The sequence below is a fragment of the Cupriavidus taiwanensis genome, from assembly GCF_900249755.1.
GTDB classification, from domain to species: Bacteria; Pseudomonadota; Gammaproteobacteria; order Burkholderiales; family Burkholderiaceae; genus Cupriavidus; species Cupriavidus taiwanensis_D.
This window is the reverse complement of sequence record NZ_LT976854.1, coordinates 1,605,883-1,628,625: the sequence shown is the minus strand read 5'-3', so window position 1 is coordinate 1,628,625 and position 22,743 is coordinate 1,605,883. Positions and strand designations below refer to the sequence as shown.

Below are 22,743 nucleotides of genomic sequence, written 5' to 3'. Positions count from 1 at the left end.
TATAGGTGAGGTCATGGAGCGTTCTGCGCTGGACCGGGCCTTGCTCACCGACCGGCTCGACTGGAACCTGCTGCGCACCTTCCTGACCATCGTCCATGAGCGCAGCCTTAGCCGTGCCGCGGTGCGGCTGCATATCACCCAGCCTGCCGTGAGCCTGGCACTGCGCCGTCTCGAGGAACACCTGGGGCACACGCTGATCGAACGGCGCGGCAGCGCTTTCCGGCTGACCCGGCCCGGGGAAGAGGTGCTGCGCATTGCCACCGAGGTCTATGGCAGCATTGCGCGCCTGGGAGCGGAACTGACGGGGCAGCAGGACGAGGTGAGTGGGCTGCTGCGGCTGCTGACAGTCAGCCGCATCCACTCCGGCGTCTATGACGAATGCCTGGCCGCGTTCCATCGCCAGCATCCGCGCGTCACGCTGCAGGTGGACGTGTTGCGCAGCAGCGAAATCGTGGACGCGCTGGCGCAGAAGGCGGGCGGCGTGGGCCTGAGCCTGTATCGGCAGGCGGGCGACAGGCTCGCTCACATGCTGTTCCTGCGCCAGCGCTACGCCATCTTCTGCGGGCGTCATCACCGGCTCTTTGGCCGCACCGGGCTTGGCATTTCCGACCTTCTGGCCGAGCACTTCGTGTCATTCAGCAGCGACCAGCTTGGCGACGTGCTCGCGCCATTGGCGGTATTCCGCGACCAGCACGGCTTCTCGGGGCGCATCGTGGCGACGTCGTCCAGTCTCGATGAAATCCGGCGGCTGGTGTTCGCGGGCTATGGCATTGGCTGCCTGCCCGAACATATCGTGGCAGACGACGTGGCGCAGCAACGGCTGTGGCGCCTGCCGCCGGAAGAGGGCGTGGCCGATATCGACCTGTACCTGCTGTGGAACGCTGAGCGCCGCCAGACGCCGGCCGAGGCGGCGTTCATCGCGCACTTCCGCCACTATGTGGCCCGCTACTCGTTGATGGAGCGCCTGGGGGACGCCGTGAACGCGCCCCTGGCCGCGCTGCGCACGCCGACGGTTTAGGCGGCGTTCAGCCGTGCCTGCGCTGCGTATGCCGGCACAGCCCCGCGCGCTGACGCTGCGCAGCGCAGCGCCGATACCGCATCCGGTACGGATGGCTGCAGCGCCACAGCGCCCGCAATACGGTAATGCACAGCAATGCCGCCATGATGGCGGCAAGCAGGCCGATCGACATGGCGGCCTCCTCCCCGGATGCTGCGTGGACCGGACTCCGGGCGGGGTCAGATCAGCAGCGGTAATGCCTCCAGCACCAGCACTGCGACCAGCGCGCCGATCAGCGCGCCCATGGTGCGGCAACTGATGCGCAGGAACTTGGCGGTCACCGGGATCGAACCCATGGCGATCACGCCTACCAGCGCCATCGGAATCAGGAATACAAGATCATGCGCGGTGAAGTGCATGGCGGTCTCCTGTCTCTCTCTTTTGTGATTCCAGTATAGGCAGTGTGTGCCGGATGCACGGTGTGCGCATCGGGATTGTCCCGGATGCGGCGCTTGCGCTCGCACGGGCAGGTATCGAAGCACGCACTTGCCCGTGCCCGGGCGTTGTGCCACGTACGCATTGCGAGCCTTTTTTCGGCGTGCCGGCCCGAACCGCGAAACCGGTGTCCTATGCTGAGCAAAGACGCGGGGCGTGTTTCCCCTTTCGTGCGATGCCCCGCCGACGAGAGACGGAGGTGGCTATGGAACTTCACATGCAATCGCACCACTACGTGCGGCGACTGCCGGACTGGACCGCGGCAGCGGTGTCGGGGCTGGCGGCGGGCGCGTTGCTGCTGGTGCTGGAACTGTTCTGGTCGTCGATGGTGTCGGGCGTGAACCCCTGGGTGGCCACGCGCATGATCGCGGCGATCGTGATGGGGCCTGACGTGCTGCAGACCTCGCTGTTCAGCGTCGGCACCGTGGCCGCGGCACTGGTGATCCACTTCGTGCTGGGCGCCGTGCTGGGCATGATCCTGGCGGCGATCCTGGCGCCGTTCACGCTGGATTCGAGCCTGGGCCTGGCCATGCTGGCGGGCGCGGTGTTCGGCGTGCTGGTCTATGTCTTCAACTTCTATGTGATGACGCGGGCGTTCCCGTGGTTTGTCGAGGTGCGTGGCTGGCATACCTTCGTCGGGCACCTGATCTTTGGCATCGCGGCGGCGGCGTGCTACTGGAAGCTGGAAAGCAAGGACGTGTCGCACTGAGCCGGCAGCGGGAGCCTGCACAATCGCGCCGCGGCGGCGGGGACTACGGGTTCCCGCCGCCGCTTTTTCTTGTGCCGCACGCTTGTGCAGTGCGACACCGATGCCCCGGCGTGTCGCCTTGCAGTGACCTGACGGCATGCACTAGTCTTATCTCTACCTGCGTGACTTGCGCATCCCTCGCCGCGTGCGAGGAGGAGGGTGGATATGGCGATGGCCATCGCACTCGTCGTCATGGTTGCCGCTTCGGTGCTCTTCCATTTCCTGAGCCCGTGGTGGGCAACGCCGCTGGCGTCCAACTGGAAACAGATGGACGACACGCTGACCATTACCCTCGTCATCACCGGCATCTTCTTCATCGGCATCAACCTGTTCGTCGGCTACATCGTCTGGCGCTTCCGCCATGATGCGCCGCATCCCAACGGCGGCAGCGGGCACCGCGCGTCCTACCACCCCGAGAACGGCAAGCTTGAACTCTGGCTGATCGGCGGCACCACGCTGGGCGTAATCCTGCTGCTGGCACCGGGCCTGTTCGTCTACGCCGACTACGTGCGCCCGCCGCGCGAGGCGATGGTGATGGAAGTGGTCGGGCAGCAGTGGTCGTGGGCCTTCCGCTTTCCCGGCAAGAGCGGGCAGCTGGGCGCCTCCGACGCGCGCTTCGTCACCGGCGCGAATCCGCTCGGGCTGGACCCGGACGACCCGCGCGGGCTCGACAACATCATCATCGTCGGCCCCGAGGTGCACCTGCCGCTGAACAAGCCGGTCAAGGTGCTGCTGCGCTCCAAGGACGTGCTGCATGACTTCTACGTGCCGCCGTTTCGCGCGCGCATGAACATGGTGCCGGGCATGGTGACGTCGTTCTGGTTCACGCCGACGCAGCCGGGCCGCTTCGACATCCTGTGCGCGCAGCTGTGCGGCGTGGGCCACTACAACATGCGCGGCACGGTGGTGGTGGAAGAGCCCGCCGCCTACGAAGCCTGGCTGGCCAAGCAGCAGACCTTTGCCATGACGCTGGCGAAGGCCGCGGCGCCGCCGGCGGCGATGGCCGCGGCCGCCCCCGGCGCGGCGGGCGCGGCCGGCACCATCGAGAAGGGCCGCGCACTGGCGCAGAGCAAGGGCTGCGTCGGCTGCCACAGCATCGACGGCAATCCGGGCGTGGGACCGACCTGGAAGGGCCTGTACGGCAAGACCGAGACCTTTGCCGACGGCAGCAGCGCAAAGGTCGACGATGCCTTCCTGCACAAGGAGATCGCCGATCCGCATGCGCGGCTGGTCAAGGGCTACGGTCCGGTGATGCCGAAGGTGCCGATCAGCGACGACGAGGTCGCGGCGCTGACCGCGTATATCAGATCCGTGGGCAGCGGTGCGCCAGAGGCCGGCATGGTGGCGCCGGTCGCTCCGGCGGACGTGCCCGCCGGAGCCGCCGCCACCACCAGCGCCGCGACCACGGCGGCCGCCGGTTCGGCAGCGCCCGCGGCCACCGCCGGCGCCGCGTCCGGCACCTATACCACTTCGACGGCCGTCGCGGTGCCGCCCACGGCCGCGCCCGCGCCGCCGCGCCAGTGAGGAGACCTGCATGGCCTACGCCGATGACGCCGCCCATCATGCGCCGCAGAGCTTCTGGACGCGCTATGTCTGGAGCCAGGACCACAAGGTCATCGCCGTGCAGTACACCATCGTGGCGATCGTGGTGGGGCTGGTGGGAGTGGCGCTGTCCAACCTGATGCGCATGCAGCTGGGCTTCCCCGGCCGCTTCGAGTTCATCGACGCCAACCGCTACTACCAGTTCGTCACCATGCACGGCATGATCATGGTGATCTACCTGCTGACCGCGCTGTTCCTGGGCGGCTTCGGCAACTACCTGATCCCGCTGATGGTGGGCGCGCGCGACATGGTGTTCCCCTACCTCAACATGCTCAGCTTCTGGGTCTACCTGCTGTCGGTGATCGTGCTGCTGGCCAGCTTCTTCGTGCCGGGCGGGCCCACCGGCGCGGGCTGGACGCTGTATCCGCCGCAGGCCATCCTGCCCGGCACGCCCGGGCACGACTGGGGCATCATCCTGATGCTGGTGTCGCTGGCGATCTTTATCGTCGCGGCGACCATGGGCGGGCTCAACTACGTCACCACGGTGCTGCAGGCGCGCACCGAGGGCATGACGCTGCTGCGCATGCCGCTGTCGGTGTGGGGCATCTTCATGGCCACCATCCTGGCGCTGCTGGCGTTTCCGGCGCTGTTCGTGTCGGCGGTGATGATGCTGCTCGACAAGACCATGGGCACCAGCTTCTTCATGCCGGCGATGGTGTCGATGGGCCAGCAGCTGCAGTACAAGGGCGGCAGCCCGCTGCTGTTCCAGCATCTGTTCTGGTTCTTCGGCCACCCGGAGGTGTATATCGTCGCGCTGCCGGCGTTCGGCATCGTCTCGGACCTGGTCAGCGTGCATTCGCGCAAGAGCATCTTCGGGTACCGCACCATGGTCTGGGCGATCCTGGCGATCGGCGTGCTGTCGGTGGTGGTGTGGGCGCACCATATGTTCGTCAGCGGCATGAACCCGTACTTCGGCTTCTTCTTCGCCACCACCACGCTGATCATCGCGATCCCGACCGCGATCAAGGTCTACAACTGGGTCATCACGCTGTGGCGCGGCGATATCCACTTCACCGTGCCGATGCTGTTCGCCATCGCCTTTATCAGCACCTTCATCATCGGCGGGCTGACCGGGCTGTTCCTGGGCAACGTCAGCGTCGATATCCCGCTGTCGAACACGTACTTCGTGGTGGCGCACTTCCACATGGTGATGGGCGTGTCGCCGATCCTGGTGGTGTTCGGCGGCCTCTACCACTGGTATCCCAAGGTCACCGGGCGGATGCTGAACGACAGCATGGGCCGCATCCATTTCTGGGTGACCTTCGTCGGCACCTATGCCATCTTCTTCCCGATGCATTACCTGGGCGTGCTGGGCATGCCGCGGCGCTACTACGCCTACGAGAACTACGCCTTTATCCCGGAGTCGGCGCATGTGATGAACATGTATATCTCGGTGGCCGCGTTCGTCGTTGCCACGGCGCAGCTGCTCTTCGTCTTCAACCTGTTCTGGAGCCTGCGGCACGGGCAAAAGGCCGACGGCAACCCCTGGCGCGCGGCCTCGCTGGAATGGCAGACGCCGCAGACGCCGCCGGCGCACGGCAACTGGGGCCCGCACCTGCCGGTGGTGTACCGCTGGGCCTACGCCTACAGCGTGCCGGGCGCGCGCGAGGACTTTATCGCGCAGAACGCGCCGCCGGAAGAGGGCGGTGCCGAGCCTGAACCGCACGCCAGCCGCGGAGCCGTAGCATGAACGCCGACGCCGTCTACAAGGTCAGCCGCGACGACTTCGGCGGCAACCCTTCCGGCGAGAACGCCGCCAACCGCCACCCGCAGCGCCGCGCGCCGGCGAGCATCGGGCTGTGGGTGTTTATGGGCGTGGTCACGTCGCTGTTCGCGCTGTTCCTGACCGCCTATGCGCTGCGCATGGACAGCCCGGACTGGCACCGCATCGCGCTGCCGTGGCAGGTATGGCTGTCGACCGCGCTGCTGGCCGCGGGCAGCGTGGCGATGGCGGCGGCCGCGCGCGCCGCGGCCCGGGGCGAGATGGCCGCAGCAAGGCGCGCGCTGCGCCTGGGCGGGCTGGGCGCGGCCGGCTTTGTCGCCTCGCAGCTGTGGGCGTGGCAGGCGCTGGGCGCGATGCAGGTGATGCCGGCCGGCAACCCCGCCGGCAGCTTCTTCTACCTGCTGACGGCGATGCACGGCCTGCACGTGCTGGGCGGACTGGCCGGCTGGGGCGTTGCCATGACGGCGCGCGGCAGCGGCGAGGCCGCGGTGCTGCGCCTGCGGCTGTGTGCGCGCTACTGGCATTTCCTGCTGGCGGTCTGGGCGGTGCTGCTGGCGGCGCTGGGCTGGCTCACGCCCGAGCTGGTGCGATACATCTGCGGCACGGCCTAGCGGCGGCGGCAAGGAGGAGCGGCATGTCCACGCAACTGTCTTCACCATCGGCCACCCCGGCGGTGGCACCTGCTGCGCCTGCGCCAGCGGTCGGCGGCGTGCGCGGCATGCTGGCCGACTGGTCGTCGGACCAGCAGGCCTTCAAGGTGTCGTGGGGCAAGGCGATGATGTGGATCTTCCTGCTGTCCGACACCTTCGTCTTCAGCTGCTTCCTGACCGGCTACATGACCGTGCGCATGTCGACCACGGTGCCGTGGCCCAACCCGAGCGAGGTGTTCGCGCTGCACGTGGGCGGCGCCGACATCCCGCTGCTGCTGATCGCGATCATGACCTTCGTGCTGATTACCAGCAGCGGCACCATGGCGATGGCGGTCAACTTTGCCTACCGGCGCGCGCGCCGCGAATGCGCGCTGCTGATGTTCGCCACCGCGACGTTCGGCGTGCTGTTCGTCGGCATGCAGGCCTTCGAATGGACCAAGCTGATCGTCGACGAGGGCGTGCGGCCCTGGGGCAACCCGATGGGGGCGGCGCAGTTCGGCTCGACCTTCTTCATGATCACGGGCTTCCACGGCCTGCACGTGTCATGCGGCGTGATCTACCTGCTGGTGGTGGCCACGCGCGTGCTGCGCGGGCGCTACGAAGCCGCGGGCAACTACCAGATCGTCGAGATCGCCGGGCTGTACTGGCACTTCGTCGACCTGGTGTGGGTATTCATCTTTGCGCTGTTCTATCTCTGGTGAGGGTGGCCATGGCATCTAACCCGGCAACACCCGCGGCAACTCCCGCGGCGCCGGCAACGCCGGCACAGCACGGCTCCGGCCATGACGCCGGGCACGGCGCGCATTCCGGCCAGCAGCACCCGATCGGGCTCTACCTGAAGATCTGGCTGCTGCTGTTCGTGCTGTCCGCGCTGTCCTACATGGTCGATTACTTCCATGTCAGCGGCTACCTGCGCTGGACCCTGATCCTGCTGTTCATGGGGCTGAAGGCCGGGCTGATCGTCGCGGTGTTCATGCACATGGCATGGGAGCGCATGGCGCTGATCTGCGCCATCCTGATCCCGCCGCTATGCCTGCTGGTGCTGGTGTGGCTGATGGCGGAAGAAGCGAATCACACGTTCCTGACGCGCGGCATCTTCTTCCGCTGACGGGGCGGCACGCCGTGCTGGCGTGCGCCCGCGTGCCGGGCCGCTCAGGCCTGGGTGATGAACTTGGTGACCAGGTAGCCGTCGAAGGTCTCCTGGCCGCCTTCGCTGCCGATGCCCGAGTCCTTGATGCCGCCGAACGGGGTCTCGGCCAGCGCCATGCCGAAGTGGTTGATGTTGACCATGCCGGCTTCGAGGCCGTTGGACACTTCGGTCGCGGTCTTCAGCGAGTTGGTGAAGACATACGACGCCAGCCCGAAGGGCAGGCTGTTGGCGCGGCGCAGCACCTCGGCGGTGTCCTTGAAGCGCGTTACCGGCGCCACCGGGCCGAACGGCTCGTCGGTCATCAGGCGCGCGTCGTCGGGCAGGTCGGTGACCACGGTCGGGGCGAAGAAGTAGCCCTTGTCGCCCAGTCGCGAGCCGCCCGCGACCACCTTGCCGCCGCGCTGGCTGGCATCGTCCAGGAACTGTTCCATCGAGAGCACGCGGCGCTCGTGCGCGAGCGGGCCCATCTGGGTGCCGTCTTCCAGGCCGTTGCCGACCTTGATCGAGCCGATCACCTCGGTGAAGCGCGCCAGGAAGCGGTCATACGCTTTCTCCTGGACGTAGAAGCGCGTGGGCGACACGCACACCTGGCCGGCGTTGCGCAGCTTGAAGCGCGCCAGCATCTCGGCGGCCGGGTCGATATCGGCATCGTCGAACACCAGCACCGGCGAATGCCCGCCCAGCTCCATGGTCACGCGCTTCATGTGCGCGCCGGCCAGCGCCGCCAGCTGCTTGCCCACCGGCACCGAGCCGGTGAACGAGATCTTGCGCACGATCGGCGATTCGATCAGGTAGGTCGAGACCTCGGCCGGAACGCCCCAGACGATGTTCAGCACGCCCGGCGGCAGGCCGGCATCGTGGAACAGCTGCGCCAGCGCCACCACCGCGCTGGGAGAGTCCTCCGGTCCCTTCAGGATCAGCGTGCAGCCCGCGCCCACCGCGGCGACGATCTTGCGGATGGCCTGGTTGAAGGGGAAGTTCCACGGGGTGAAGGCGGCGCAGACGCCGATCGGCTCGCGCACCACCAGCTGGCGCACATTGGGCTGGCGCGGCGGGATCACGCGGCCGTAGATGCGGCGGCATTCCTCGGCGTGCCAGTCGGCGTGCTCGGCGCAGACCATGATCTCGCCGACCGCCTCGGCCAGCGGCTTGCCCTGGTCCAGCGTGATATTGCGGCCGATGTCGCGGGCGCGCTCGCGCGCCAGTTCGCCGACGCGGCGCAGGATCTTGCCGCGCTCCAGCGGCGAGGTCTTCTTCCAGGTTTCAAAGGCGCGCTGCGCGGCGGCCAGCGCGCGGTCCAGGTCGGCGCGCGTGGCGTGCGGCAGCTGGCCCAGCACTTCCTGCGTGGCCGGGTTGATGACCTCCTGCCCGCGCCGGTCGCCTCCCTTGATGAATTCTCCGTCGATATAGAGGGCGAGATCCTGGTACATGCGTGTTCTCCTGGTGGGCGGTGAAACCGCAAGCTTAACCCGGCCGCCGCGTTCATGCAGCGCGCCGGGTGGGTGCCCGCCAGGAATGTGCGGGAACGGGCGCGCCGGCCCGTTCCGTTGGTCGGGAGTCCGTCAGGCCGTTTGTCCGTCAGCCCGCCGATCCGGTCTCAGGCGGGATCGCGCGTGCGCGCCATGGCGACGGTTCCGGCCGCGCCGGCGCGCGTGGCCTCCACCACCAGGATCACCAGCAGCGTGATCAGGCTCAGCCCGAACACCGCATAGCCGATGCTGTCGCCCTCGATCGCAAACAGGCTGGGCGCGTAGGTCGGGCTGGTGCAGATCATGGTGCCGGCCGACATGCCGGTGTAGTGCATGCCGCAGACCGCCACGCCCATCACCACGGCCGCCACCAGCTGCTTGCCGGCGGTCTTCACCGTGATGGCCAGCCACAGCGCCACCACCGACACCACCACGGCGATCACCACCGACAGCCCGATGACGGCGATGTCCCAGTCGAAGCGGGTATTGGAGCGGATCGCCGCCATGCCGGTGTAGTGCATCGCAACCACGCCCAGCCCGGTCAGCACGCCGCCCTGCACCACGTTGCGGGTGCGGCTGCCGCGCGGGCGCGACGCGAGCGCCAGCCCGGCCCCGGCCAGCACCATCACCACCAGCAGCGAGGCCAGCGTGGTGAACAGGCCGAACTCGCGGTGGGTCGGGGTCTGGTAGGCCACCATGCCGATGAAATGCATCGACCAGACCGCGCCGCCGCCCAGCGCCACGCTGGCGCACAGCAGCCGGTCGACGTCCAGGCGACCGTCGGGCAGGCGCACCCGGCGCGACCAGCGCAGGCCGACATAGGCGCCGCACACCGAGATCAGGAACGACAGGCCCACCATCGGCCAGTCATAGGCAAACGGCACCAGGGCGCCGGCAACAGGCTCGAAACCGACAAACATGACCCCACCTCCTTGTTTTGACTGCGACGGAAGGCGCTCGCGCATGCCGGATCCATCCGGACAAGCCCGGATAACCCCGATAACCCCCGGATAACCCCGTCCGGCAGCCGGCCCGGGACGCGCTGGTCCCTGCCGGAGTATGCGGCGGCGGTCGTTGTCCGGAAATAACTCATTCAGGTAAAAAGGGCGGTCGCAGCCGGTCATGCCGTTCAGTGAAGGCATCAAACACTACCGTCATTCCCGCGTAGGCGGGAATCCAGCGTCTTTAAAGGTCACTGGGTTCCCGCCTTCGCGGGAACGACGGTGGTTTAGGGTCTGCGTGCTTGTACGCCCCCGGGGGCAGGAATAGACTGGGCGGATTTCCCCCGCGCGACCCCCCATGAAGCCCGATGCCAGACTGACCACCGGCCCGATCGGCCGGACCTTGCTGCTGTTCTCGCTGCCGGTGCTGGGCAGCAACATCCTGCAGTCGCTCAACGCCTCGATCAATTCGGTCTGGGTCGGGCGCTTCCTGGGCGAGGCCGCGCTGACCGCCACCTCCAACGCCAACATCATCCTGTTCTTCCTGCTGGGCGTGGTGTTCGGCATCAGCATGGCCAACACCATCATGATCGGCCAGGCCGTCGGCGCGCGCGACGTGGACGAGGCGCGCCGCGTGGTCGGCACCAGCACCACCTTCTTCGTCGCGCTGTCGGTGCTGGCGTCTGCGCTCGGCTACATCTACACGCCCGACATCCTGGCCGCGATGCGCACCCCCGCCGACGCCGCGCCGCTGGCGGTGGCCTACCTGCGCATCATCTTCCTGGCGCTGCCGTTCATGTACTTCTACAACTTCGTGATGATGACGCTGCGCGGCGCCGGCGATTCGCGCACGCCGTTCTGGTTCATGCTGCTGTCAGTGGTGCTGGACGTGGTGCTCAACCCGGTGCTGATCTTCGGCGTGGGCCCGATCCCCGCCATGGGCATCGCGGGCTCGGCGCTGGCCACGCTGATCGCCCAGCTGGCGAGCCTGGCGGCGATGATGGTGCTGCTGTACCGGCGCCGGCATTTCCTGCTGCTGCATCGCGGCCAGCTGGCGCTGCTGGTGCCGGACCCGGCGATCCTGCGCGCGCTGGTGGTCAAGGGCCTGCCGATGGGCCTGCAGATGGTGGTGATCTCGTCGTCGGCCATCGTGATGATGGCGCTGGTCAACGCCTATGGCTCGCAGACCACCGCCGCCTACGGCGTGGCGTCCCAGCTCTGGACCTATGTGCAGATGCCCGCGCTGGCGGTGGGCGCCAGCGTGTCGTCGATGGTGGCGCAGAACGTCGGCGCCGGGCTGTGGCAGCGCGTGGCGCGCATCACGCGCATGGGGCTGCTGTTCAACGTGGCGATGACCGGCGCGCTGGTGGCGCTGATCTACCTGTTCAACCGCCATTCGCTGGGCCTGTTCCTGGGCACCGACAGCGTCGCCATCGGCATCGCCCAGCATATCAACGTGGTGGTGCTGTGGTCGTTCATCCTGTTCGGCTTCACCATCGTCATCTTCGGCACGGTGCGCGCCACCGGCGCGGTGATGGCGCCGCTGGTGATCCTGTTCCTGTCGATGTGGGTGATCCGGCTGCCGTTCGCGTGGGTGCTGGGTCCGCGCATCGGCGCCGACGCGATCTGGTGGAGCTTCCCGCTGGGCTCGGTGGTGTCGCTGGCGCTGGCGATCGGCTACTACCGCTTCGGTAACTGGCGCCGCAGCCAGATCCTGCCCGCCGCGCCGCACCCGGCAGGGGCCGTGGGGCAGGCGCCCGATACCAGCATGGGCACGCCCTGCGAAGACGCCGGCGATGTTGTCGACGCGGACGACGCCGCAACGCCCGCGGCCCAAGCCGCGCGGTGATGACATCGAAGTCCGGCATCGGAATTCGGCATCGGGCGCTGCGTTGAAAGCCTTCCGAAAGATCGATGTGTCATCGTGTCGCTGCTGGCTCTCCCTTCCAGCGTACGCGCGGCCTGCCGGCACGCATGGGCGCGCGTTTTTTCGGCCGCGCCTTGCGTTGATGCAAGGGCGCGCGCCGTCTTGTTCGCCTGACGTTCCTGTCGATTTTCCCCCTCTGTTTTTTTTCGCGCAAATACATCACAACGTGATGTATTTTTTCGCGCCACGCGGCCGGATTTGCCTTGTTTTCAGGGGGTATCGGTAAATACCCCTAAAACAGGACAAATGAAAGGCACCTGAAAGATCACGTCTCTAAGGTTCGGGTCAACCGTCGGGGAGCATGCCTTGTTGCATGCCAGCTCGCATGCCTTGCGCGCCTGAGCCAGTGCGCCCCCGGCACGGCATTTCGTGAACTTTGAGGAGAATCGTTTTGCGCATACGCAGCCAAAAGGACTTTGCCTCCGGCCTGATGTTCATTCTGGTCGGGCTGGGCTTTTCCTGGGTCGCTCGCGGCTATTCCATGGGGACAGCCGCCAAGATGGGACCCGGATACTTTCCATTCCTGCTGGGACTGGTGCTGGCAGTGCTGGGGGCAGTGGTGCTGCTGGCCTCGATGTCGCCCAAGGGCGAGCAGGACCACCTGGCCCGCTGGGACCTGAAGACGTTGCTGTGGATCCTCGGCTCGGTGGTGCTGTTCGGCCTGCTGCTCAAGCCGCTGGGCATGGTGCTGTCGGTGTTCGTGCTGGTGCTGGTGTCGTCGATGGCCAGCCATGAGTTCAGCTGGAAGGGCGCGCTGCTCAACGCGGTGGTGCTGGTGCTGATCAGCCTGGGCGCGTTCGTGTACGGCATCAACCTGCAGATGCCGGTGTGGCCGGCCTTCATTACCGGTTAAGGAGCGCCGCATCATGGAATTGTTTGATCACCTTGCGCTGGGTTTTTCCACCGCGCTGTCGCTGCAGAACCTGGCCTACGCCTTCCTCGGCTGCGTGCTGGGCACGCTGATCGGGGTGCTGCCGGGCCTGGGGCCGCTGGCCACCATCGCCATGCTGCTGCCGATCACCTACACGCTGCCGCCGGTGGCGGCGCTGATCATGCTGGCCGGCATCTACTACGGTGCGCAGTATGGCGGCTCGACCACCGCCATCCTGGTGAACCTGCCCGGTGAATCGTCGTCGGTGGTGACCACCATCGACGGCTACCAGATGGCCAGGCGAGGACGAGCGGGGGTGGCACTGGCCACTGCCGGACTGGGCTCGTTCTTCGCCGGCTGCGTCGCCACGCTGATCCTTGCCGCGTTCGCCACGCCGCTGTCGGAAATCGCCTTCAAGTTCGGTCCCGCCGAGTACTTCTCGCTGATGGTGCTGGGCCTGATCGGCGCGGTGGTGCTGGCTTCGGGCTCGCTGCCCAAGGCCATCGCCATGATCGTGCTGGGCCTGCTGCTGGGCCTGATCGGCACCGACGTCAACTCGGGCGCCGCGCGCTTCTCGTTCGACGTGCCGGAGCTCACCGACGGCATCGACTTCGTCGCACTGGCGATGGGCATGTTCGGCTTCGCCGAGATCATCGCCAACCTGGAGCAGAAGGAAGCCCGCGAGACCTTCACCAACAAGGTCACCAACCTGTTCCCGACCAAGGAAGACTTCAAGCGCATGATTCCCGCGGTGCTGCGCGGCACCGTGCTGGGCTCGGCGCTGGGCATCCTGCCGGGCGGCGGCGCCTCGCTGGCTTCGTTCGCGGCGTATTCGCTGGAGAAGAAGACGTCCAGGAACGCGCATGAATTCGGCAAGGGCGCGATCGAAGGCGTGGCCGGTCCGGAATCGGCCAACAACGCGGCTGCGCAGACCTCGTTCATCCCGCTGCTGACGCTGGGCATTCCGCCCAATGCGGTGATGGCGCTGATGGTGGGTGCGATGACCATCCACAACATCCAGCCCGGCCCGCAGGTGATGACCAGCAATCCGTCGCTGTTCTGGGGCCTGATCGCTTCGATGTGGATCGGCAACCTGATGCTGATCATCCTGAACCTGCCGATGATCGGCATCTGGGTCAAGCTGCTGACCGTGCCGTACCGCTTCCTGTACCCGGCCATCCTGGTGTTCTGCGGCATCGGCGTGTACTCGGTCAACAACCAGACCTTCGACGTGTTCATGGCCGCTGGCTTCGGCGTGATCGGCTACCTGTTCCTGAAGCTGAAGTGCGAACCCGCGCCGCTGCTGCTCGGCTTCGTGCTGGGGCCGATGATGGAAGAGAACTTCCGCCGCACGCTGCTGCTGTCGCGTGGCGACTTCAGCGTGTTCGTGACCCGTCCGCTGTCGGTCGGCCTGCTGATCGCCGCGGCCGCGCTGGTGGCCGTGGTGGCGCTGCCGTCGATCAAGGCCAAGCGCGAGGAAGCGTTCCAGGAAGACTAGCCCCGGCCGCGCCCCGGAACGGCGCCGGCGCCATGCGGCGCCCGGCGCCTGCAATGCAAGCATTCGGGGTGCCTTAGCGCACCCCGTTTTCTTTCGCGGGCGCGGCGCGCGCCGCGCATCCCGCCCGCCTTACCCCGAGAGTGCCCGACTGCGGCAGCAGTCATGGGCTGCGCATGATGATCAGGATTCCCGCACCATCGGGTGCGCCGACAGCGCCCATGAAACCGCCTACCCTTGACCGGTTTTTCTCACGCATCTATGTGCTCAAGCTGGTCCAGTCCAGCCCGTCGACCGTGCTCAGCCTGGTCGAACGCCTGCGCGAGCGCGGCATCGACAAGAACATCCGCTCGCTGCGGCCGATCCTGCGCAGCCTGATGATGGCCCGCGCCATCACCGCGGAACTGGTCGAAGGCAGCGGCCGCGTGTATTGCATCACCGCGCAGGGGCGCGCCGAGCTGGAGGCCTATATCTCGCACCTGGCGGTGCTGAAGGCGGAGCTGGAGCCTGTCACCGATAACGCAGCAAGCAGGCTGCCACCGAACTAAAGTCGGGTTCGTCGCAAAAAAGAGGCCGGTCCCTCCGGACCGGCCTGTTCGCATGCTGCCCGCCTGCCACGGGCCACCGCGACAGCGGTTATCGCATCAGCGCTTATTGCGTCACCAGTTCCAGACCGGCTTGCGATTCGTCGTCGCCACGCGCCACCAGCACCTTGATCTTGTTCGGCGTCAGGCCGGCGATGCCATCCGTCGGGATGGTGGTGATCAGCCAGTCGGCATTGTTGGCCAGCGTCAGCGCCCCCGAGTCGAAGATCACGGTCTTGGTGCCGGCGGTGGTGATGCGCAGGCGGTAGGTGGTGTTGCCGTCCAGCTCGATCGAATCCTGGCCCGATGCCGGCGAGGCCTGCTTGTAGCCCACCGCGGCAAAGGTCGGCGCGACCGTGTTCAGGTCGATCGCGGGCATGGTGATGTAGACGTCGATGTTCTGCGCATTGAACGAGGCGTTCAGCGAGCGCACGCGCGCCTTGTTCGACAGCAGGCCCTTGCCGAACGGATCATCGATGGTCACCGTCTCCGCGGTGGCCGCTCCCGGCAGCGCCACCACGGTGTACTTGTGGCCGGTGGCGGCGACCAGGCTGGCGCGGCCCAGTTCGGTCTGCGTGCCGGCGGTGTTGAACGAGATCAGCTGGTTGCCGGTCTCGACGTTGAAGTAGGTCGAGACGAACTTGTAGGGCTTGTTGACCATGCTGGTCAGCGTGCCGTTCTGCAGCACGTCGACATTGGGGCCGCCGGTCACGGCGTGGATCACGCGCACGCTCGGCTTGCTCAGGCCGACGCGGTCGTCGATGCCGTCATCGCCGCCGCCGCAGGCTGTCAGCACGGCGGTCGCGGCCAGCGCGAGGCCGAGGAAAAGGGTCTTGGATCGAAGCATGGGTCACCTCTTGCTGTTGGATTCAGAGACGAGCTGGCCCATGCCCGCGCGCGCATTGCGGCGGCCGCGTGGCCAGTTGCTATCTGTATGCAGGCGCGGGATCACGCTTGCCGTGATGCAACGATAGGTTTGAACCGGTAGGCCAGGCAGGCGCAACGCTCCGAATTCAATGTCGGACGATTCCGACAGGAAGTGGTGCCTGCGCGGGACCGGGGGCGGCCGGCCTTGGCGGCGCAAGGCCCCGTGGCGCGGCGGCTGCGGCCGCGCAACCGCGATGCCGGGCGAGGAGATGTGTAACCGGTTGTTGCGGGCGCGGTTCAGCCTTGCGCCATCATCACCTGGTTGCGGCCATTGCGCTTGGCCTGGTACAGGCCGGCATCGGCCGCTTCCACCAGCGTGGCTGGCTGTGCGCCGGGCTGCGGCACCAGCACCGCGCCGCCGATGCTGACGGTGACGCAGTCGAGCGTGGACGAGCCGCTGTGGGCGATGGCCAGCCCCTGCACCGCGCGCCGCACCTTCTCCGCCAGCAGCCGCACGCCGCCGGGCGAGGTCGCCGGCAGCACCATGGCGAACTCCTCGCCGCCGAAGCGCGCGGGCAGGTCGGTGGCGCGCACGCAGTTGTCGCGGATCACCGCGGCGATGCGGCGCAGCACCTCGTCGCCGGCGACGTGGCCGTAGGTGTCGTTGTAGGCCTTGAAGGCATCGACATCGATCATCAGCAGCGCCACCTGGCTTTGTTCGCGCAGCGCGCGCCGCCATTCCGCGCCGAGGTACTCGTCGAAATAACGCCGGTTGGACAAGCCGGTCAGCCCGTCTGAGTTGGTCAGGCGCTGCAGCTCCAGATTGGTCTCGAGCAGCTGCTGCTGGCTTTGCCGCAGCGCGCGGTAGGCTTCGTCGCGCTGCAGCTGGTTCAGGTACGAGCGCGAGTGATAGCGGATGCGCGCAATCAGCTCGATGCTGTCCGGCAGCTTGACCAGGTAGTCGTTGGCGCCGGCGGCAAACGCCGCGCCCTTGGTCGCGGCCTCTTCCTTGGTCGACAGCACGATGATCGGGATATCGCGCGTGGCGGGGTTGTCGCGATAGCGCTGCACCAGCGTCAGGCCGTCCACGCCCGGCATCACCAGGTCTTGCAGGATCACGGTGGGCTTGGTGCGCTGCGCCACGGCCACCGCTTCGTCCGGCTGCGCGCAGTAATGGAAGTCGATATCCGGCTCGGTGGCCAGCGCGCGGCGCACCGCTTCGCCGACCATGGCCTGGTCGTCCACCAGCAGCACCATGGCAAGGTACTCCTGCCGGTCGGCAGCGAGTGCCGGCGCGGGCACGGCGGGTGGGTTGGAGGATTCGGGTTGCATGTTCAATTCCTGTTGTCGCGGTCCCGGCGTGGCCGGAACCCGTTGCATGCTTTCAGGCGGGCGGCGCGGGCCACGGCAGCGCGGCGGGGCCGCACGCCTGCACCAGCCGCGGGGCGATGCGCGGCAGCGGCAGGATCTCGGCGGCGGCGCCGAGCGCGGCGGCGGCCTTGGGCATGCCGTACACGGCGCTGGTGGCGCGGTCCTGGGCGATGGTCAGGAAGCCGCGCTCGCGCATCGCCTTCAGGCCAAGCGCGCCGTCGCGTCCCATGCCGGTCAGCAGCACGCCGATCACGTCGCCGCGCCACTGTTCCACCACGCTTTCGAAGAATACGTCGATGGAGGGGCGATAAAGGTAATCGCAGGGTTGTTCGGTGTAGGCCAGCCGGCTTGGGGTGGCCAGGCGCAGGTGGTCGTTGGTGCCGGCCAGCAGCACGGTGCCGGCCTGCGGGGTCTCGCCGGCGCGGGCGATGCGCACCGGCAGCGCGCACTGCCCGTCGAGCCAGTCGGCCATGCCGGCGGCAAAGGCCTCGTCGACATGCTGCACGGTGACCACCGCGGCACTGAAGTCCGCCGGCAGCGCGCCCAGCAGCGTGGCCAGCGCGGCCGGGCCGCCGGCCGACGCGCCGATTGCCACCAGCCGCGGCGCGCTGACCGCGCGCGGCGCCACCGCCAGCGCGTGCTGCGGCGCCACCCGGCCCGCGAGCAGCCGTGCGATATTGCGCAGCTTGCGCAGCAGCGGCCCGGCGGCAAGCTGGGCATCGGCCTCGGCCAGCGTGGGCGTGTCGACCGCGTCGATGGCGCCATGGCTCATCGCGTCGAAGACTTGGGTGGCGTTGCGGCCCAGATCCATGGTCACCACCACGATGGCGCAGGGGGTGGCGGCCATGATCCGGCGCGTGGCCTCGACCCCGTCCATCACCGGCATCAGCAGGTCCATCAGGATCAGGTCCGGGGTCTGGCGCGCGGCCATCTGCACCGCCTGGGCGCCGTCGCCGGCAATCCACGCGACCTCGAACGACGGATCCAGCGCCAGCGCGCGGCGCAGCGCGGCGACCGCGAGCGCGGAATCATTGACGATGCCGATTTTCATGGACGTGCCTCGCCGATCAGGTCCTGGACCGCGTCGAGCAACGCGGCGTCGTGGAAACTGCCCTTGGCCAGATAATAGTCCGCGCCGGCCTCCAGGCCGCGCTGGCGGTCCTGCTCGCGGTCCTTGTACGACACCACCATCACCGGCAGCTGGCGCAGCGCCGCGTCCTGGCGGATGCGGCGCACCAGCTCGATGCCGTCCATGCGCGGCATGTCGATGTCGGTGATGACCAGGTCGAAGGGCTCGGCGCGCAGCACGTTCCAGCCGTCCATGCCGTCGACCGCGACCGTCACGTCATAGCCGCGCCCGGCCAGCAGCTTGCGCTGCAGCTCGCGCACGGTCAGCGAGTCGTCCACCACCAGCACGCGCCGCGCGCGCGCCTGCGTGATGGCCGCGGCCGGCTGCCGCACGCCTTCGATGCGGCCCTCGGACACCAGCTTCTCGACCGAGCGGATCATGTCCTCGACATCGAAGATCAGCACCGGCGTACCGTCGTCGGTCAGGCTGCCGGCGGCAATGTCGCGCACCTTGCCCAGCGCCGCGGGCAGCGGCTGCACCACCAGCAGGCGTTCGCCCAGCATGCGCTCGACGGCAATGCCATAGGTGCGCTCGCCCTCGCCGATGATGACCACCGGGACCCGCTCGCGCGCGTCGCCAGGGTCCGCCCCGGCCCGCTGCAGCACCTGCGCCGCGCTGATCAGCCCGATGGCGCGGCCCTCGTGGCGGAAATGCTGGTGGCCCTCGGTCTGTTCGATCTCGCCGCGCGCCACCGAGGTCGCGCGCAGCACGCGGCCCAGCGGAAAGGCATAGGCTTCGCCGGCGACATCCACCAGCAGCGTGCGCACCACCGACAGCGTCAGCGGCAGCTCCAGGCTGAAGTGCAGCCCCTGGCCCGGCTGCTGCGTCAGGCGCAGGCTGCCGCGCACGCGCCGCACCATCTCCTGCACCGCGTCGAGGCCGACGCCGCGGCCCGAGACTTCGGAGACGGTGTCGCGCATGCTGAAGCCGGGCAGCAGCAGGAAGTCGAGCAGCTCGGCCTGCGACAGCCGCGCCGCGGTCTCTTCGGAGGCCAGCCGCCGCCGCACGATGGCGCGCCGCAGCGCTTCGAGGTCGACCCCGGCGCCGTCGTCGGAGATCTCGATCTGCAGCCGGCCGGCGTTGTGGCGCGCGTGCAGCGTGACGCGGCCCTCCGCGGGTTTGCCGAGTGCCTCGCGCACCGCCGGGGCTTCGATGCCATGGTCGACGGCATTGCGCAGCAGGTGTGCCAGCGGCGCGTCCAGCGCCTCGAGGATGTCGCGGTCGACCTGCGTGCCGGCGCCGGATAGTTCCAGATGCACGGACTTGCCCAGCGCGCGGCCCAGGTCACGCACCATGCGCGCGTAGCCGGCCAGGCCGTCGGACAGCGGGCGCATGCGCGACGCCAGCGCGCTGTCATAGAGCCGGCGCGCCAGCCGCGTGGCGCGGTGGTCGTACTGCTCGAACTCGTCCAGCCGCGCGGCCAGTTGCTGGTGGCCATCGTCGAGCAGCTGGCGCAGCTCGGCCAGCGCCGCCTGGGCCGCGGATAACGCCTGCGCGCCGCCGGACTCCTGCGTTTCGCGCAGGGCCTGCTGCAGCGTGTCGGCCGCGCGCAGCGCACGCGCCTGCTGGCGCCGCGCCTTTTGCAGCGATGCGCCGAAGGGGCGCAGCCAGTGCGACTCGACCATGGCCTCGCCCGACAGCGCCAGCAGCTGGTCCAGCGCATCGGCATTGATGCGCAGCATGCGCTCGGGGCCGTCCGCGGTGTGCGCGGCCAACGGTGCCAGTGGCGCCGGTTCGGGGTCGAGGGGAGGTGGCGCGGCGGAGGTGCGGAGCGGCGATGCCACGGACGCGTCAGTTGTGGCGGGCTGCGCCGGCGCGTTGCCGCCGTCGAGCGAATGCAGCCGCTGCACCACCGCGTCGATCTCGGCACGGCCGGCGTGCTCGGACCAGTCCGGGTCGCCGCCGGGAGGATGGCCGATGCGCAGCAGCAGGTCGGTGCCCTGCAGCAGCGCATCGATATGCGCGGCAGCCAGCGGCATGCCGCCCTGGGCGGCGACCAGGCAGTCTTCCATGGCATGCGCCAGCCGCACGCCGCCGTCGAGCCCGACAATGCGCGCCGCGCCCTTGAGCGAGTGGGCCGCGCGCATGCACGCTTCAAGCTGCCCGGGCGCGCCCGGGTTGCGCTCCAGCGCCAGCAGGCCGGCGTTGAGGATCTCGGCCTGCGCGTCGGCTTCGAGCGCAAACAGCTCCAGCAGCGAGGCGTCGCGCAATTGTTCGGGGTTCATGCCAGGCTCCGTGCCAGCGCCTGGCGGACCTGCGCGGCGTCGAGCAGGCCGACGCTGCGCCCGTGGTCGAGGAACAGCGCCTGTGTATAGCGCGCCGAGCCGCGCGCCAGCGTGGCCGGCAGCGGCAGCAGCGCGGCGCGCTGCACGCGCACGATGCCGGAAACCTCCGCCACCGGCAGCGCGATCGCGGCGCGGCCTTGCCCCAGGACCAGGAAGCGGCTGCCGGCGGCGTCGGGCTCGGCGCGCGCGGCGCCGGCGTCGAACAGGTGCGCCAGCGACAGGCAGGCCAGCAGGTTGCCGCGCACCGCGGCCAGCCCCAGCACGGCGGCGTCGCGCCGGTGCGGCAGCGAATGGACCGGGCACGGCGCGGTGACTTCGCCCAGCGCGGCGGTGGGCAGCGCCAGCCATTCATCGCCGATGCGGAACACCAGGCAGGCCAGCGCGGTGGCGCTGTCGGTGCTGCCGTGGCTGTCCGCGCCGGCGGCCTCGGGCAGGTCCTGCAGGTCTTGCTCCAGCTGGCGGGCATCCAGCAACATGGCCGCGGCCTGCGCATAAGTCGGGCAATTGCGGCAGTGGGCGTGCTCGGCCAGCGCCGGGCAGCTGCCGTCGCCGCGCACGCCGATGCGCCGCCAGCAGTCGTCGACCTCGGCGCGCACCACGGTGGCAAAGGGATGGACCGGGGTTTCAGCCATGGTGCTTGCGGGAGTGGCGCTGCGCGCGCTGGCGCAGGCGGGTGGCGCCGTCATGGTCGCCTTCGGTGTCGAGCAGCGCGGCCAGGTGATACAGGCTTTCCTGGTGCGACGGATCCAGGTACAGCGCCTTGCGGTAGGCCGCGTGCGCCTGGGCGACACGGCCGGCGGCGTCGTGCAGCACGCCGAGCATGCAATAGGCATTGGCCATGGCGCCGCCGCCGGCATCCGGCGCGGCGTGGTCGAGCAGCGCCAGGCATGCGGCGGTGGCCGCGTCCAGTTCGCCGCGGTCGGCCATGGCGGCGATCGCGGCCAGCGCGGCGGCGTGCGCATCGGCCGCTGGCGCAGCGGTCGGCGCTGCCCCCGGTGATGCTGGCGGCGTTGGCGAGCGCACCGCCACCGGACGCATCGATGCCGGCGGGCGCGGCAGTCGCGGCGGCGCGGCCATGCGGGGCGGCAGGGTGGCGTGCGGCGGCGGGTGGGACGGGGCCCTCGCCCGCGCCGCCGCGGCCGCCGGCTTGCGGAAGGCAAAGGTCAGCGGGATGCCGACCGGCTCCAGCCCCTGCGCGCTCAGCACGCTGGCCTCGGCCGGCCCGACGAAGAGCAGGCCGTCGGCCATGGTCAGGCGCACCAGCGTCTGTACCGCCTGCCGCTGCCCGGCGGCGTCGAAGTAGATCAGCAGGTTGCGGCAGAACACAAAGTCATAGGGCGCTTCGCCCGCCAGCAGGCCGGGCTCGACCAGGTTGCCCTGCAGCAGCCGCACCTGCGCGCGCACGCGCGCATCCAGCGCATAGCCGGCGGGCGTGGCGGTGAAGTAGCGGTCGCGGAAGTCCAGCGGCGCGCTGCGGAAGGCGTTCGCGCTGTATTGCGCCTGGCGGGCAAGGGCCAGCGCACGCGCGCTGATGTCCACCGCGTCGATATAGAAGCGCCCCGGCGGCACGCCCGCATCGAGCAGCGCCATGGCGATCGAATACGGTTCTTCGCCGGTGGAGCAGGGCAGGCTCAGCAGCCGCAGCGTGCGCCTGCCGTCGGCAAAGGCGCGTTCGGCGGCAAAGCGGCCCAGCGTCAGCAAGGCTTCGCGGTGGCGGAAGAACCAGGTCTCGGGCACCACCACGGCCTCGATCAGCGCCTGGAATTCGTCGGCGGTGCCTTGCAGCAGCTGCCAATAGGCCTCGGCATCGGGCGCTTGCCGCGCCTGCTGGCGCTCGCGCACGGCGCGCGCCACCGCGCCGCTGCCGATGGCGCCGGCGTCCAGGCCGATGCGGGCCTTCAGCAAGGCTTCGATATGCGCGGCGGTGTGCGCGGCGGTGCTCACGCGGGCTCCCCGGCGTCGGCGAACAGCATGGCGTGGACCACGTCCGGCAGCAGGGCGCCGACCCTGACCCATTGCACCAGCCCGCGCGCATCCTGCCGCACCGGTCCGAGATAGCGCGGGCTGGCGCCGGACATGCCGGCGTCGACGAACGAATCCGCCGGGCAGCGCAGCGTCTGGGTGGCCGCTTCCAGGCGCAGGCCCAGCAGCCGCACGGGCTCGCTTTGATCGCGGCGGTAATGGACCAGCACCGTGCGCGTGCTGGTGCGCAGCGCCGCGGGCACGCCGGTGGCGAGCGCGGGCAGGTCGATCACCGGCACCGGCTGGCCGCGCCGCTGCAGCAGCCCGGCCACCCAGGCCGGCGCGCCGGGGATCTGCTTCAGCCGGGTGAGCGGCAGCACCTCGGCCACCTCGGCGGCATCGAGCGCGTAGTGGTCGGCGCCAAGGCGGAACAGCAGGAAGAGTTTCATGGCGGCGGCGCGCAACGGCCCGGTGCGG

Annotated in this window: 22 protein-coding genes; 11 read left to right on the top strand and 11 right to left on the bottom strand. The window is 68.9% G+C overall.

What is annotated here, in order from left to right; translation table 11 throughout:
• The first annotated feature begins 13 nt into the window (after positions 1-13).
• Entirely contained in the window at positions 14-1,018 is a 1,005-nt protein-coding gene (locus tag CBM2594_RS22990; protein WP_116359098.1) for a LysR family transcriptional regulator, read from the top strand.
• 7 nt (positions 1,019-1,025) lie between these two features.
• Here CBM2594_RS22990 and CBM2594_RS22985 read toward each other — a convergent pair whose 3' ends face one another.
• Together CBM2594_RS22985 and CBM2594_RS22980 are read right to left on the bottom strand one after the other, a co-directional pair.
• On the bottom strand, positions 1,026-1,190 hold the full coding sequence (locus CBM2594_RS22985) for a hypothetical protein (protein ID WP_198048200.1): 165 nt from the start codon (positions 1,188-1,190) through the stop codon (positions 1,026-1,028).
• A gap of 46 nt (positions 1,191-1,236) precedes the next feature.
• Positions 1,237-1,416 carry a hypothetical protein gene (locus CBM2594_RS22980; RefSeq protein ID WP_041228702.1) on the bottom strand — a complete coding sequence of 60 codons (180 nt, stop codon included), beginning with the start codon at positions 1,414-1,416 and terminating at the stop codon, positions 1,237-1,239.
• 281 nt (positions 1,417-1,697) lie between these two features.
• On the opposite strand from CBM2594_RS22980, the gene CBM2594_RS22975 reads away from it, so the two are divergent.
• The 6 genes from CBM2594_RS22975 to CBM2594_RS22950 all read left to right on the top strand — a co-directional run bounded on the left by CBM2594_RS22975 (position 1,698) and on the right by CBM2594_RS22950 (position 7,323).
• Positions 1,698-2,201 (top strand): hypothetical protein, encoded by a 504-nt coding sequence (locus CBM2594_RS22975; protein WP_116359097.1) that lies wholly within the window; start codon positions 1,698-1,700, stop codon positions 2,199-2,201.
• Positions 2,202-2,405: 204 nt separating this feature from the next.
• A complete protein-coding gene (locus CBM2594_RS22970; RefSeq protein ID WP_116359096.1) occupies positions 2,406-3,764 on the top strand; it encodes a cytochrome c oxidase subunit II in 1,359 nt (452 codons plus the stop codon).
• Between the two features lie 10 nt (positions 3,765-3,774).
• Positions 3,775-5,532: a cytochrome c oxidase subunit I gene (ctaD, locus tag CBM2594_RS22965; RefSeq protein ID WP_116359095.1), complete on the top strand. Its 1,758-nt coding sequence runs from the start codon at positions 3,775-3,777 to the stop codon at positions 5,530-5,532.
• Positions 5,529-6,176, top strand: a complete 648-nt coding sequence (locus tag CBM2594_RS22960; protein ID WP_116359094.1) for a bb3-type cytochrome oxidase subunit III — start codon at positions 5,529-5,531, stop codon at positions 6,174-6,176. The genes ctaD and CBM2594_RS22960 overlap by 4 nt, the downstream gene beginning before the upstream one ends.
• Before the next feature lie 23 nt (positions 6,177-6,199).
• A complete protein-coding gene (locus CBM2594_RS22955) occupies positions 6,200-6,916 on the top strand; it encodes a heme-copper oxidase subunit III family protein (RefSeq protein WP_116359093.1) in 717 nt (238 codons plus the stop codon).
• A gap of 8 nt (positions 6,917-6,924) precedes the next feature.
• Complete coding sequence (locus CBM2594_RS22950) at positions 6,925-7,323, top strand: cytochrome C oxidase subunit IV family protein (RefSeq protein WP_116359092.1); 399 nt, start codon at positions 6,925-6,927, stop codon at positions 7,321-7,323.
• A 44-nt stretch (positions 7,324-7,367) separates the two neighbouring features.
• On the opposite strand, the gene CBM2594_RS22945 is transcribed toward CBM2594_RS22950, so the two are convergent.
• Both CBM2594_RS22945 and CBM2594_RS22940 read right to left on the bottom strand, forming a co-directional pair.
• A complete protein-coding gene (locus tag CBM2594_RS22945) occupies positions 7,368-8,795 on the bottom strand; it encodes an NAD-dependent succinate-semialdehyde dehydrogenase (RefSeq protein WP_116359091.1) in 1,428 nt (475 codons plus the stop codon).
• A gap of 167 nt (positions 8,796-8,962) precedes the next feature.
• Positions 8,963-9,754, bottom strand: a complete 792-nt coding sequence (locus CBM2594_RS22940; RefSeq protein WP_116359090.1) for an MHYT domain-containing protein — start codon at positions 9,752-9,754, stop codon at positions 8,963-8,965.
• A gap of 379 nt (positions 9,755-10,133) precedes the next feature.
• Here CBM2594_RS22940 and CBM2594_RS22935 point away from each other — a divergent pair, with 379 nt between their 5' ends.
• The 4 genes from CBM2594_RS22935 (at position 10,134) to CBM2594_RS22920 (ending at position 14,616) form a co-directional block, all read left to right on the top strand.
• Positions 10,134-11,624: an MATE family efflux transporter gene (locus CBM2594_RS22935; protein WP_116359089.1), complete on the top strand. Its 1,491-nt coding sequence runs from the start codon at positions 10,134-10,136 to the stop codon at positions 11,622-11,624.
• A 469-nt stretch (positions 11,625-12,093) separates the two neighbouring features.
• Positions 12,094-12,555, top strand: a complete 462-nt coding sequence (locus CBM2594_RS22930) for a tripartite tricarboxylate transporter TctB family protein (protein ID WP_062803477.1) — start codon at positions 12,094-12,096, stop codon at positions 12,553-12,555.
• 13 nt (positions 12,556-12,568) lie between these two features.
• The gene (locus CBM2594_RS22925; protein WP_116359088.1) at positions 12,569-14,071 is read left to right on the top strand and encodes a tripartite tricarboxylate transporter permease; all 1,503 of its coding nucleotides are present in this window, start codon (positions 12,569-12,571) and stop codon (positions 14,069-14,071) included.
• 218 nt (positions 14,072-14,289) lie between these two features.
• Positions 14,290-14,616 (top strand): helix-turn-helix transcriptional regulator, encoded by a 327-nt coding sequence (locus CBM2594_RS22920; RefSeq protein ID WP_116359087.1) that lies wholly within the window; start codon positions 14,290-14,292, stop codon positions 14,614-14,616.
• 103 nt (positions 14,617-14,719) lie between these two features.
• Here CBM2594_RS22920 and CBM2594_RS22915 read toward each other — a convergent pair whose 3' ends face one another.
• The 7 genes from CBM2594_RS22915 to CBM2594_RS22885 all read right to left on the bottom strand — a co-directional run bounded on the left by CBM2594_RS22915 (position 14,720) and on the right by CBM2594_RS22885 (position 22,715).
• The gene (locus tag CBM2594_RS22915) at positions 14,720-15,499 is read right to left on the bottom strand and encodes a DUF4397 domain-containing protein (RefSeq protein WP_116359086.1); all 780 of its coding nucleotides are present in this window, start codon (positions 15,497-15,499) and stop codon (positions 14,720-14,722) included.
• Between the two features lie 317 nt (positions 15,500-15,816).
• Positions 15,817-16,851 carry a diguanylate cyclase gene (locus CBM2594_RS22910; RefSeq protein WP_284497082.1) on the bottom strand — a complete coding sequence of 345 codons (1,035 nt, stop codon included), beginning with the start codon at positions 16,849-16,851 and terminating at the stop codon, positions 15,817-15,819.
• A gap of 52 nt (positions 16,852-16,903) precedes the next feature.
• Positions 16,904-17,941 (bottom strand): chemotaxis response regulator protein-glutamate methylesterase, encoded by a 1,038-nt coding sequence (locus tag CBM2594_RS22905; RefSeq protein WP_116359084.1) that lies wholly within the window; start codon positions 17,939-17,941, stop codon positions 16,904-16,906.
• Positions 17,938-20,244, bottom strand: coding sequence for a hybrid sensor histidine kinase/response regulator (locus CBM2594_RS22900; protein ID WP_116359083.1), 2,307 nt, complete (start codon positions 20,242-20,244; stop codon positions 17,938-17,940). Before CBM2594_RS22900 ends, CBM2594_RS22905 begins: the two co-directional genes overlap by 4 nt.
• Positions 20,241-20,936, bottom strand: coding sequence for a chemotaxis protein CheW (locus tag CBM2594_RS22895; protein ID WP_116359738.1), 696 nt, complete (start codon positions 20,934-20,936; stop codon positions 20,241-20,243). The genes CBM2594_RS22900 and CBM2594_RS22895 overlap by 4 nt, the downstream gene beginning before the upstream one ends.
• Positions 20,929-22,248, bottom strand: coding sequence for a CheR family methyltransferase (locus tag CBM2594_RS22890; protein WP_116359082.1), 1,320 nt, complete (start codon positions 22,246-22,248; stop codon positions 20,929-20,931). The genes CBM2594_RS22895 and CBM2594_RS22890 overlap by 8 nt, the downstream gene beginning before the upstream one ends.
• Complete coding sequence (locus CBM2594_RS22885; RefSeq protein WP_116359081.1) at positions 22,245-22,715, bottom strand: chemotaxis protein CheW; 471 nt, start codon at positions 22,713-22,715, stop codon at positions 22,245-22,247. Before CBM2594_RS22885 ends, CBM2594_RS22890 begins: the two co-directional genes overlap by 4 nt.
• Positions 22,716-22,743: the final 28 nt, after the last annotated feature.